The organism is Mesorhizobium comanense, assembly GCF_005503535.1.
In the GTDB taxonomy this organism is placed as follows: Bacteria; Pseudomonadota; Alphaproteobacteria; order Rhizobiales; family Rhizobiaceae; genus Mesorhizobium; species Mesorhizobium comanense.
This window is the reverse complement of sequence record NZ_SCNN01000011.1, coordinates 79579-91755: the sequence shown is the minus strand read 5'-3', so window position 1 is coordinate 91755 and position 12177 is coordinate 79579. Positions and strand designations below refer to the sequence as shown.

Annotated in this window: 12 protein-coding genes; 1 reads left to right on the top strand and 11 read right to left on the bottom strand. The window is 65.7% G+C overall.

The features are described 5' to 3' along the window. Positions 1-67: 67 nt before the first annotated feature. The 5 genes from FFS37_RS19490 to FFS37_RS19470 are packed head-to-tail and all read right to left on the bottom strand — an operon-like array spanning position 68 to position 5435. A complete protein-coding gene (locus FFS37_RS19490) occupies positions 68-1093 on the bottom strand; it encodes an ABC transporter substrate-binding protein (RefSeq protein ID WP_137932592.1) in 1026 nt (341 codons plus the stop codon). A 53-nt stretch (positions 1094-1146) separates the two neighbouring features. Beyond that, a complete protein-coding gene (gene araD1 / locus FFS37_RS19485; RefSeq protein WP_137932591.1) occupies positions 1147-2145 on the bottom strand; it encodes an AraD1 family protein in 999 nt (332 codons plus the stop codon). A gap of 32 nt (positions 2146-2177) precedes the next feature. Continuing rightward, positions 2178-2957 carry an SDR family NAD(P)-dependent oxidoreductase gene (locus FFS37_RS19480; RefSeq protein WP_137932590.1) on the bottom strand — a complete coding sequence of 260 codons (780 nt, stop codon included), beginning with the start codon at positions 2955-2957 and terminating at the stop codon, positions 2178-2180. Positions 2958-2967: 10 nt separating this feature from the next. After that, complete coding sequence (locus tag FFS37_RS19475; RefSeq protein WP_137932589.1) at positions 2968-4695, bottom strand: IlvD/Edd family dehydratase; 1728 nt, start codon at positions 4693-4695, stop codon at positions 2968-2970. Next, the gene (locus FFS37_RS19470; RefSeq protein ID WP_137932588.1) at positions 4692-5435 is read right to left on the bottom strand and encodes a FadR/GntR family transcriptional regulator; all 744 of its coding nucleotides are present in this window, start codon (positions 5433-5435) and stop codon (positions 4692-4694) included. The genes FFS37_RS19475 and FFS37_RS19470 overlap by 4 nt, the downstream gene beginning before the upstream one ends. A gap of 109 nt (positions 5436-5544) precedes the next feature. Here FFS37_RS19470 and FFS37_RS19465 point away from each other — a divergent pair, with 109 nt between their 5' ends. Continuing rightward, complete coding sequence (locus tag FFS37_RS19465; RefSeq protein ID WP_137932587.1) at positions 5545-6474, top strand: aldose 1-epimerase; 930 nt, start codon at positions 5545-5547, stop codon at positions 6472-6474. Between the two features lie 31 nt (positions 6475-6505). Here FFS37_RS19465 and FFS37_RS19460 read toward each other — a convergent pair whose 3' ends face one another. From FFS37_RS19460 to FFS37_RS19435, 6 genes are read right to left on the bottom strand one after another with little or no spacing between them, the layout of a single operon-like run. Beyond that, positions 6506-7951 (bottom strand): aldehyde dehydrogenase, encoded by a 1446-nt coding sequence (locus FFS37_RS19460; RefSeq protein ID WP_137932586.1) that lies wholly within the window; start codon positions 7949-7951, stop codon positions 6506-6508. 42 nt (positions 7952-7993) lie between these two features. Then, positions 7994-8779 carry a coniferyl-alcohol dehydrogenase gene (locus FFS37_RS19455; RefSeq protein ID WP_137932723.1) on the bottom strand — a complete coding sequence of 262 codons (786 nt, stop codon included), beginning with the start codon at positions 8777-8779 and terminating at the stop codon, positions 7994-7996. 2 nt (positions 8780-8781) lie between these two features. Continuing rightward, positions 8782-9849: a branched-chain amino acid ABC transporter permease gene (locus tag FFS37_RS19450; protein ID WP_232375712.1), complete on the bottom strand. Its 1068-nt coding sequence runs from the start codon at positions 9847-9849 to the stop codon at positions 8782-8784. Then, positions 9846-10742 (bottom strand): branched-chain amino acid ABC transporter permease, encoded by an 897-nt coding sequence (locus FFS37_RS19445; RefSeq protein ID WP_137932585.1) that lies wholly within the window; start codon positions 10740-10742, stop codon positions 9846-9848. The genes FFS37_RS19450 and FFS37_RS19445 overlap by 4 nt, the downstream gene beginning before the upstream one ends. Then, complete coding sequence (locus tag FFS37_RS19440; protein WP_137932584.1) at positions 10739-11461, bottom strand: ABC transporter ATP-binding protein; 723 nt, start codon at positions 11459-11461, stop codon at positions 10739-10741. Before FFS37_RS19440 ends, FFS37_RS19445 begins: the two co-directional genes overlap by 4 nt. Continuing rightward, complete coding sequence (locus tag FFS37_RS19435) at positions 11458-12132, bottom strand: ABC transporter ATP-binding protein (protein ID WP_269750913.1); 675 nt, start codon at positions 12130-12132, stop codon at positions 11458-11460. Before FFS37_RS19435 ends, FFS37_RS19440 begins: the two co-directional genes overlap by 4 nt. Positions 12133-12177 lie beyond the last annotated feature (45 nt).

Here is a 12177-nt window from a genome sequence, read left to right as displayed (position 1 = left end):
TTCTCGCATACGCTTCGGCGGTCCGGAACGTCCGGACCGCCGGTCCTTCGAAACCGTCAGATGAAGATCAGGGCGTAGCCTTGATCTCGTTCCACATGTCCGAGCGCTTCAGCGGGTCCTCGACATTGTTGAGCCAGACCAGCTTGTCGTTGCTGCCGGCGCTGCTCGACTCGACCACGGTGTTCCCAAAGCCGGTGCGCTCGGAAAGCTCGCCGCTGACCTTCTTGGTCAGCATGAAGTCGATCCACTTTTCGGCGGCCGCGTTGTCGCGCACGCCCTTGGAGATGACCCAGTTGTCGAGCCAGGCGAGCGCGCCTTCGCTGGGATTGATATAGGCGACATGGGCGCCGATCTTCTGCAGGGCCTTGACCTGCTGCTGGCCGTAGTTGGCCCAGATCAGCGCGACATCGTTGTTCTGGTAGATCTGCTGCGCTTCGTCGGCCGTTGTGTAGAAGCTCAGCACATTGCGCTTGAGCTCGACCAGCTTGGCCTTGACCGCCGCCATCTGCTCGGCGCTGAGGTTGAAGGGATCCTTGTAGCCGAGGGTGAGCGCGGTGAACGAGAAGTTATGCTCGCCATTGTCATAGGCCAGGATCTTGCCCTTGTAGGCCGGATCCCAGAGGACGGACATCGAGGTCGGCGCCGGCTTGACCTTGTCGGTGTCGTAGATCAGGCCGATGGAATCGAAGCAGAACGGAATACCGTACACCTTGCCGTCCTTGGTGTCGCCGCTGACCTGCGACAGGTCGCGGAAACGCGGCAGTACTTCCTTCTGGTTCGGCAGCTTCGTGATGTCGATCGGCGCGACGAGGTCGGCCTTGATGTAGCGCTGCAGCTGCGCGGTGTTGACGGCGAAGACGTCGAAGTCCTGGCCTTCGCTGCCCTTGATCTTGGCCCAGATCTCGTCATCGCTGCCGATGAAGACGACATCGACGCCGATGCCGGTCGCCGCGGTGAAGTCCTTCACCCAGTCCGGGTCGGCATAGCCGTCCCAGGCCAGCACGCGAAGGTTCGCGGCCAGCGCCGCCGACGTCATCAGGCCGATGCCGAGCCCGATTGCCGCAAGTTTTAGAAATGCTCTCTTCAGTCCCATTTTTGATCTCCCATTTTCGTTCTGATGGACCGCATTCTGCGGGACCCCTGCCGTCACAGTTGGGTGACGGTGACAAGTCCCTCGTCCGGCACCGCCACCATCCGGTTGCGCAGGGGCTTGCCGAATGTCCGTGCCTGGATTTCATACTCGTCGCCGGCAGCCGTCTTGATGCCGGAGGCGTAGCTCATCACCGCCGCGCCGAAGAAATAGGCGTGCAGGTCGCCCGCCCGGCGGTGCATCGGGTAGCGGAAGTGGAAGTGCTCGAGATTGGCGACCGAGTGCGACATGTGGGCCTCGCCGGAGAGGAATTCCTGCTCCCACACGACGGCGCCGTTGCGCAGGATGCGGGAATGGCCGCGCACTTCGTTCGGCAGGTCGCCAACCAGCAATTCGGGGCCGATCGAGCAGGAGCGAAGCTTGGAATGGGCGAGATAGAGGTAGTTCTCGCCCTCGGTGACATGGTCGGAATACTCGTTTCCGAGCGCGTAGCCGATGCGATGGGGATGGCCGTCCGGCCCGTTGAGATAAAGCCCGACGATCTCGGCTTCCTCGGCCCCCGCCTTCGCGAAGGCGGGCATGGGCAGATCGGCGCCGGGCGCCACCACGCAGGTGCCGACGCCCTTGAAGAACCATTCGGGCTGGATGCCGATCTTGCCGGCGCCGGGCTTGCCGCCCTCCAACCCCATGCGGAAGATTTTCAAGGAATCGGATTCGTCCCCACCTTCGCCATGCGTCAGCACATGCATCTGGTTTCGCGCGGCCGCGCTTCCCGTGTGGGTCAGGCCGGTACCCGTGACCAGGAAGCGCGCCGGCTCGGGATGATCAACGGGGGCGAGCACGCGGCCTTCGCGCAGCAATTCGTCATAGTTCATAGTAGCCGCGCCCGTGCGCTGCTCGACCAGTGACGCAATGGACGTGCCTTGCGCGATCGCGGCTTCGGCGAGTTCCAGCACCGTGCCGGTGTTGTCCAGTGGATGCAGGTGATTGCCATCGTCTGAGACACGGCCGACACGCCTGCCGCCATCGGGCGTTGTGTACTGAACGAGACGCATGAAATACCCTTCTTCCCTTGAAGTCCTGCGGGTCACACCCAGCCCGCATCGACGATGAATTGCTGGCTCGTGCACATCAGGCTGTCGTCGGCGGCGAGAAACAGAGCCATGCGCGCGATATCGGAGGGTTGCAGCCGGTCCGGCAGGCACTGCCTTTCCGCGATCTGGCGTTCGCCGGCCGGGTTCAGCCACAGCCGCACCTGGCGCTCGGTCATCACCCAGCCCGGCACCATGCAGTTGACGCGGATGCGCTCGGGACCGAGTTCGCGGGCCAGTGCCCGCGTCATGCCATAGACCGCCGCCTTGGCCGTGACATAGGCCGGGCAGTCCGGATCGCCGACCATCCAGGTGATGGAGCCGAAATTGATGATCGAACCGCCGCCCAGCGCGCTCATCTGCGGGCGCACCGCCTGCGCCGCGAAGAACTGGTGGCGCAGGTTGACCGCCATGCGGTCATCCCAATAGGCGGCGGTAACATCCTTTGTCTGGTGACGATCGTCATTGCCGGCATTGTTGCAGAGCGCCTGGATAGGGCCGTTGTGGAGCGCTGCTTTTTCAGTGGCCGCGCGCAGCTCGTCCACGTCGCGCAGGTCGCACGGGATGAACAAGGGCGCGGCATGGCCCTCGGCCGCGATCGCATCGACGAGGCGTTGTGAAGGCTCCTGCGCCAGGTCGACAAAGGCGACGCGGCTGCCTTGCGCGCAGAAATGGCGCACCAGGCTTTCGCCGATGCCGCTGCCGCCGCCGGTGATGAACACGCTGCGGCCCTTGAGGCTGGGATAGGTTGCGTAGCCGCCGGTCTGATCCGTCATCGCGCGCCTCCTAATGCGAGTGCCGGGGAATGCCGGCATCGCGCCGGCCGACGAGAAAGTCGAAATCGCAGCCCTTGTCGGCCTGCAGCACCCGCTCGACATAGAGGCTCTGGTAGCCACCTTCGGGTGGCGCCGGCGGCTTCCAGTCGCGGCGGCGGATCGCCAGTTCTTCGTCCGACACCAGGAGCTCCAGGCGGCGGCCTGCGACATCGAGCTCGATGAGGTCGCCGTCACGCACCAAAGCAAGCGCGCCGCCGGCCGCGGCCTCCGGCGCCACATGCAGCACCACGGTGCCGTAGGCGGTGCCGCTCATGCGCGCATCCGAAATGCGCACCATGTCGGAGACGCCCTGTTTGAGCAGCTTCGCCGGCAGCGGCATGTTGCCGACCTCTGCCATGCCGGGATAGCCGCGCGGCCCGCAGTTCTTCAGCACCATCACCGACGATGCGTCGATGTCCAGGTCTGGATCGTCGATGCGGGCGTAGTAATGTTCGATGTTCTCGAAGACGACGGCCTTGCCGCGATGCTGCATAAGCTCGGGCGTTGCCGCCGACGGCTTGATGACCGCCCCGTTGGGCGCCAGATTGCCGCGCAGGATCGAGATGCCGCCCTCCTTGGTCAGCGGTTCGCTCAGCGGCCGGATGACTTCGCGATTGTAATTGGGGGCGCCGTCGATCAACTCTCCGATGGTCTTGTCGCTGACGGTCATGACGTCGCGATGAAGAAGCCCCACTTCATCAAGCGACGCCATGACCGCAGCCAGCCCCCCGGCATAGTAGAAATCTTCCATCAGGAACCGGCCCGACGGCATCAGGTCGACGATGGTCGGAACATCGCGGCCGAGACGGTCCCAGTCGTCGAGGCTGAGATCGACGCCGACCCGGTTGGCGATGGCGATCAGATGCAGCACCGCATTGGTCGAGCCGCCGATAGCGCCATTGACGCGGATGGCGTTCTCGAAGGCCTGCTTGGTGAGGATCTGTGAAATCGTCACGTCGCGATGGACCAGGTTGACGATCTGGCGCCCCGCCATCTGGGCAAGTACGCCGCGACGCGAATCCACGGCCGGGATCGCGGCATTGTCGGGCATGCCGATGCCGAGCGCCTCGACCATGCTGGCCATTGTCGAGGCCGTGCCCATCGTCATGCAACTGCCGGCCGACCGGCTCTGTCCCTGTTCTGCGGCGAGGAAGTCGGCGACCGGCATGCGTCCGGCCTTCACCTCCTCGGCGAATTTCCACACATGCGTTCCCGAGCCGATATCCTGTCCGCGGAACTTGCCGTTGAGCATCGGCCCGCCCGAGACGGTGATGGTCGGCAGGTTGCAGGAGGCCGCGCCCATCATCAGCGCCGGCGTGGTCTTGTCGCAGCCGACCAGCAAGATGACGCCGTCGATCGGGTTGCCGCGGATCGATTCCTCGACATCCATGCTGGCCAGGTTGCGGAACAGCATGGCCGTCGGGCGCATGTTGCTTTCGCCGAGCGACATCACCGGAAACTCCAGCGGCAGGCCGCCGGCTTCGTAGACACCGCGCTTGACGTGATCGGCGAGCGCCCGCAGATGCGCGTTGCACGGGGTCAGTTCCGACCAGGTGTTGCAGATGCCGATCACCGGGCGCCCGTCGAAGGCGTCGGCGGGAATGCCCTGGTTCTTCATCCAGCTGCGGTGCATGAAGGCGTTCTTGCCTTCACCGCCGAACCAGGATTCGGACCGCAGTTTGCGTCTTTTCTCGGTCACGATGTCTGATCCCGGTCCTGGCGGCGCTTGTTGCGGTTCTCGACGCTGCGGCGCACGTCGTCCTCCGCATTGTCTATGAGCACCAGAAGCGCCTTCTGCGCACCGGCAGCGTCGCCGCTGGCGATCTTCTCGGCAACTTCGCGATGCAGCGGCAGCGAATGACGTTGCCCTTCCGGATTGTCGTTGGAGAGCCGGAAGCTCATCACCAGCGCCGTTTCGACCAGGGCCGCCAGAGAGCCGATCAACTCGTTGCCGGTCATCCGCAGGATGGTCTGGTGGAACACGAGGTCCGGTTTGGCGAAGCGGTCCCCGTCATCGACAACCGCTTCCATCTCGGTCAGCGCGGCATTGATCTCGGCAATCTGCTCGGGCGTCGCGCGTTTCGCGGCAAGCGCGGCCGACATCGGCTCGATGGCGCGGCGCAATTCGAACAGGGCGCGGACATCCTCGGTGCTGACGCCGGCGGCATAGCGCCAGGACAGGACATCGGGGTCGAGGAAATTCCAGTCGGCGCGTGGACGCACCCGCGTGCCCGTCTTCGGCCGCGATTCGACCAGCCCCTTGCCGGCCAGCACCTTCAGCGCCTCACGCAGCACCGTGCGGCTCACTCCCAGCATTTCGCTGGAATCATCGGCGTTGGGCAGCGCCTCGCCAGGCAGGAAGTCGCCTTGGACGATACGCAGGCCGATCTGCTCGACGACAGTTGCATGCAGCGCGGTCGAGCCGCTGGATACAGCCACGGTAACCCTCGACGTCCGGGCCGTGCTGAAGGATTTTTTATTCTTCATACTATTCATATGATATGTCTTATCGCTATGGTGGTCGGAGTCAAGGGAGGGGGACGTGCCGATGACAAAGAATTCCGCTGCGATGGCCAAGCCACGCACCGAACTGGTTTCGATCAGCGACGGCATCGCGGCCGTTGAGGTGGCTCCCGCTGCCGGCGGTGCCGTGGCGTCGTATCGTTGGCTGCATGACGGCGCTGCCCTGGATTGGCTGCGCCCGGCGGATCAGGCGGCGATCGACCGTTGCGACGCGAGCGCCATGGCCTGCTTCCCGCTCGTTCCCTATTCCAATCGCATAAGGGGTGGCCGCTTCGAATTTGCCGGGCGCGCCATCGAACTGCCCAGCCGACCTGACGATCCGCACCATGAACATGGCCATGGCTGGCGCAGGCCATGGACAATCGCGCGGCAGGAAGCCAGCGCCGTCGTCTTGCGCTATCGCCATATCGCCGATTCCTGGCCGTGGAGTTATGAGGCCGAACAGGCAATCTCGCTGGCTGATGACAGCCTGTGCATCACCATTTCGATACGCAATCTCTCAGGCGCGCCTATGCCGGCCGGCTTCGGCCTGCATCCTTATTTCCCGTCGACGCCGTGGACGCACGTCCAGGCGCAGGTATCAGGCATGTGGGAAACCGATGCGGATGTCCTGCCCACCCGGCACGTCCTGCCGCTGGCCGGGGCCGACCCGTCCATCGGCGTTGACGTGCCGGAGGTGAATTTCGACACGGTTTTCACCGGATGGAAGCGCCGCGCCCGGATCGCCTGGCCCGAACAGGGAAGGCGACTGGACATCGAGGCCGAGGCGCCGCTCGACTTCCTCGTACTCTACACGCCGCCAAATGAGCCGTTCTTTTGCGCCGAGCCGGTCAGCAACATTACCGACGCCTTCAACCGGATGGACGACAAGACGACCAGGACCGGAAGCATCGTGCTGGCGCCCGGTCAAACGCGATCCGCCAGCGTTCGCTTCAAACCGTCATTGGATATCTGATCTCATTTGCCGGCCGTCGCAGGAAGCCGGTTCAGAACGGATAATGCTGGCCGGGATCCTCGATCGTCACCCAGCGCAGGTCGGTGAACTCGGCGATCGAGGCCTTGCCGCCGAAGCGGCCGTAACCCGATCCCTTGACGCCGCCGAACGGCATCTGCGCCTCGTCGCCGACCGTCGGCCCGTTAATGTGGCAGATGCCGGACTGGATGCGGGCGGCGACCGCCATGGCGCGGCGGATGTCGCGGCTGAACACGGCTGACGAGAGGCCGTACTCGGTGTCGTTGGCGACGCGCACGGCCTCGTCTTCTCCCTTGACGCGGATCACCGGCTTGACCGGTCCGAAGGATTCTTCCGAATAGACGCGCATCGCCGGCGTCACATGATCGAGCAGCGTCGCCTCGACCACCGTGCCGCTGCGCTTGCCGCCGGCGGCAAGCCTGGCACCCTTGGCGACGGCATCGGTGACCAGTTCTTCCATCTTGTCGGCGGCCTGGCTGCTGATCAGCGAGCCCAGCACGACATGTCCGCGCGGATCGCCCGCCGGCAGTTGCGAGGCGCGGGCCGCGAGCTTGGCGACAAACTCGTCGGCGATCGCCTCATCGACAATGAGGCGCTCCGTCGACATGCAGATCTGGCCCTGGTGCATGAAGGCGCCGAAGGTCGCCGCATTGACCGCCGCATCGATGTCGGCGTCGTCGAGCACGATCAGCGGCGCCTTGCCGCCGAGTTCCAGCAGCGCCGGCTTCAGGTGCCGGCCGGCGAGCTCGGCGATGATCCGGCCGACCTTGGTCGAACCTGTGAAGTTGACGCGCTTGACCGAGGGGTGCGCGACCAGCGTCTCGACGATCGCTGCGGCATCCCTGGGATCGTTGGTGACGACATTGATGACGCCCTTGGGCAGGCCGGCCTCGACCAGCGCTTGGCCGATCAGCCGGTGTGTGCCGGGGCATAGTTCGGAGGCTTTCAGCACCACCGTGTTGCCGCAGGCGATCGGCATCGCCACGGCCCGCGTGCCGAGGATGACCGGCGCATTCCATGGCGCGATGCCCAGGCAAACGCCGGCCGGCTGGCGGATCGCCATGGCGAGCGTTCCCGGCTTGTCGGACGGGATGACCTCGCCCGAAATCTGCGTCGTCATCGCCGCCGCTTCGCGCAGCATGTTGGCCGCCAGCATGACGTTGAAGCCGGCCCAGGGACCTGTCGCGCCGGTCTCCTCCATCATCAGCCTGGTGAATTCACCGACCTTCGAGGCCATCACATCGGCTGCCTTCAGGAGCAGCGTGCGGCGCTCGCCGGGGCCGGTCTTCGACCAGGCGGGGAAGGCTGCTGCAGCCGCTTCGGCCGCCACGTTGGCGTCGGCGATGCTGGCCGCGGCGGCGCGGGTCGCAAGCTTGCCGGTGAAGGGATCGAGCCGCTCGTAGGAGGCCTTGCCGGTGGCCGCCCGTTCGTCGCCGTCGATCAGAAGTCCGATGTCCATGGGTTTCTCCCTCACTCCCGCTGGAGCGTTGCAGATTGCATTTTAGAAGCCGAGCACTTCGGCATTGATCGATGCTTCGAGGCCGCCGTCAACCGGCACGTTGGCGCCGTTGATCCAGCGCGCGCCGTCGGAGCACAGGAACAGCACGACCGGGGCGATATCTCCCGATGTGCCCGCGCGCCCGACCCTGGCGATGTCGCTGTCGACACGCGCGTCGCCAAGCACGGTGCGGAACTGCTTCAGGATCGGCGTTTCGACCGGGCCGGGGCTGACGGCATTGACGCGGATGCCCCGGCTCTTGAACTGATCCTGATGCGCGGCGCGCATTGTCCACAAAAGCAGCAGTTCCTTGGAGACGGGATAGCCTTCCTCGTTCTTCACCGCGTGCTCCGCAACGACCTTGGCGACATCGGGAAAGCCTTCGATGCTCGCCATCGAGGCGGCGCGGTTGAGATTGGCACGCCAGCCATAGCCGGCGATCGAGGCGACATTGATGATGGCGCCGCCCTCGCGGAGCTTTGGCGCCAGGCCCTCCGAAAGGGCCCGCAGCCCGAAGAAATTGACGGCCAGCGTCGACACCGCTCCCGTATTGCCGGAGAGCCCGGCGACATTGCACAACGCATCGATGCGGTGCGGCAGGCGCGCCACGAGATCGTCGACGCCCGCCTTCGAGGAAATATCGGCCTTGACGAAGCTGCCGGCCGGTGCGGCCGGCTCGCGCACATCGACGCCGATCACGTCGGCGCCAAGCTGGCCGGCGAGTTCGGCCGTGCGCGCACCGATGCCGGAGGCGACGCCGGTAATGAGGATCGTCTTGCCGAAAAGCATGGTCATGCCGTCTCCCGATTTGTTGTCGTCATCTCTGGGTGCACGCCGTTGCCGGCCGGATCCGCCGCATCCTCGGCAAGCCTTACGCGATAGCCGACCGGCAGCAGGCGCAGCCCGAAGCGTTCCTCGATCGTCCCCCACAGGCCGCGCGGCAGGAAGAGCGAGAACAGCACGGCCGCGGCGCCAAGGCCGACGAGGTACCAGACGCCGGTACCGCCGAACCATGTCTCGATGAGGAAGAATACGACGGCTCCCAGAATGGCGCCTTCGAATGTGCCGATGCCGCCGACCAGCACCATGAAGATCATGTAGGCGGTCCACTGCACGTTGAAGTAGGTCTTCGGCTGGAAGGTGATCGATGTCGCCAGCCACAGCGCGCCGGCAACGCCGATGCCGAAGGCGGCGAGCACGAACAGGAGCCGCTTGGTGCCGGTGACGCGCACACCGACCGAGGCGGCGGCGTCCTCATTGTCACGGATGGCGCGGATGGCGGCGCCCGTGCTGCCGCGCAGCAGGCCAAACAGTATGGCGAGCAGCGCGGTCATCGAGGCCAGCGCCAGCCAGTATATCGTCACCCGCCGGGTGCCGGCATCGTAGACGTTGAGCGAGATCAGCGAGGTGCCGGTTTCGCCCTGCACAAGCCGGTCGAGATTGACCAGCAGATGCGTCAGGGCCGCGATCACCCACATGCCGATGGCGAACTCGCCGTTCTTGAGGCGCAGCATGACCAGCGAGAGCGGCCACGAGACCAGGCCGACGATGATGGCGGAGGCAAACAGCGCCACGAACGGGTTGAGGCCCGCATCGGCGAGGCGGATGGCGAAATAGGCGCCGAGCCCGAAGAACACCTGCTGCCCGACCGAGACCAGCCCGCCGAAGCCGGCCAGTGCGTTCCACATGGCGGCCAGGATCACGTAGATGAACAGCGTCGTCATGCGGTCGACGACACCGGCGGAAAGGAATTGCGGAGCGATCGCCAGCAACGCGATGATGACGGCCACGGCAATGGCGGCAATGCGCGATGTCGCCGTGCCGCGCTCGATGATGGGCGTGGTCGAAGCAGCACTCATGAGGCGCTCCGCGAAGGCCGATGGAGAAGTCCACGCAGGCTGAAGCCGGACATCGACAGCCGCACGAACAGCACGATGAGGAACGCGGCGTGGCCGCCGATCAGGAAACCTTGCGGGTGCACCTGGGCGCCGAGCGTCTGGGCCAGCGCCAGCACGATGCCGCCGATCAGCGTGCCCCACAGTGACCCGGCCCCGCCGATGACGGCGGCCTCGAAGGCAAACAGCAATTGCGGCGCGCCGGCATAGGGATCGAAGGTGGCGCGCATGCCGAGAAACGCGCCGGCCAGCCCGACCGTAACCATGGCGATGGCCGCGGCGACGGCGTTGGCGCGGCGCGCGTCGACACCCACCAGGCCTGACGTGTCGGGGTCCTCCGACGTGGCGCGTATCGCTCGGCCGAGCCCGGTGCGGCTGAGAAACAGTTGCAGCCCGCCAAGCAGCGCGACGGCGATGAGAAAGATGATGACCGCCAGCTTGCCGACATAGATGCTGCCCGGCCATTCCCAGGAATCGTAGGAAAGGCTGCCGATGAACGGCGCCAGCGAGCGCGTGTCGGCGCCAAACTGCTCGAACAGCATGTTGTCGATGACGATGGCGAGGCCGAATGTGGTGAGGATCGGCAACAGGGCGCCGCCCCGCGCGCTTCGCTCCAGCAGGAAGCGCTGCAGCGCCCAGCCGATCGCAGCCATCAGCGGCAGCACGATGAGCAGCCCGGCAAAGGGCGGAATGTGGAAGCGGGAGGCCAGCCACCACAGCGCATAAGCCGACAGCACGGCCAGGCTGCCATGGGCGAGGTTGATGATGCGCATCACCGAGAACATGAAGGACAGGCCGCAGGCGATGAGCGCGTAGTAGCCGCCGAGTAGCACGCCCTGGATGATCTGGTTGCTCATGCCGGTTCGGCCTTCTGCCTGTGCAGGCCGAAATAGGCTTTCGTCACCTCGTCGCGCGAAACGCTCCGGCTGTCCGCCGCGAGCGCTACCCTGCCTTCCAGCATGCAGATCACCTTGTCGGAGACCGAGAGTGCGCGGTTGAGATCCTGCTCGACCAGGATGATGGTGGTTCCGGAATTGATGAGGCCTTGCAGCGCGGCATAGACGCGGTCGACGATCAGTGGCGACAGGCCGAGCGACACCTCGTCGAGCAGCAGCACGTCAGGATTGCTCATCAGCGCCCGGCCGATCGCCGTCGCCTGTTGTTCACCGCCCGAGAGATGGCCTGTCCTGGCGTGTCGGCGCGGCTTCAGGTTCGGGAACATCTCGAGCACCTTGTCGACGCTCCAGTCGCCCGGCCGCCCGGCGGTCTTGCCGAGCAGCAGGTTTTCCTCGACGCTCATGCGCACGAACAGCTTTCGTCCCTCGGGCACAAGCGCGATGCCCATGGCGACGCGCCGGTGCGACGGCACGCCGGTGAGGTCGGCGCCGTCCAGCATAACGCGGCCGGCGGAAGGCAGGTGTGCGCCGGCGATTGCCCTGAGAAGCGTCGTCTTGCCGGCGCCATTGGCGCCGACCAGCGCCAGGGTCTCGCCGCGCCCAACGCTGAATGTCACGCCGCGCACCGCCTGCAGCAGGCCATGCCGCACGACCAGGTCCTCGACCGCCAGAAAGCTCATTTCGGGCCTCCGCCGAGATAGGCGCGGATCACCTGCGGATCGGCCATGACCGCCCGTGGCTCGCCGTCGGCGATGATCTTCCCCGCATCCATGCAGATCAGCCGCTCCGCCACTTGCAGGAGGATATGCACGATGTGCTCGATCCAGACGATGCCGATCTTGCGGCGGCGCAATTCCTTGATGGTGCCGACGAGCTCGCTCGCCTCGCCATCGGTCAAGCCGCCGCCGATCTCGTCCAGCAAAAGCAGCGTCGGGCGCGCCGCCAGCGCCCGCGCCAGCTCCAGGCGTTTGCGATCGAGCAGGCCGAGCGTCTCGGCGCGCCGGTTGGCGACGCCAATCATGCCGCACAGTTTCAGCGAGCCCAGCGCTTCCTCATAGGCCTCGTCGCGGCCAAGACCCGCGCCATGCGAGGCGGCGACGAAGACGTTCTCGAACGTGGTCATGCCGCCGAACGGTTTCGGGACCTGATGCGTGCGCACCAGCCCAAGCCGGCAGCGCTGCGTCGCGGGCAGCGCGGTCACGTCATCGCCCTTGAAGGCGATGCTGCCGGAGCTCGGCGGGAATGCGCCGGAAAGCACGCTGAGCAGCGTGGTCTTGCCGGCGCCGTTCGGGCCGACGATGCCGACCGCCTCGTCCTCGCCCATGGCGAAGTCGATATCGTCCAGCACCACAAGCGCGCCGAAACGCTTGTGGACGCCGGCGGCGCTGAGGATCGC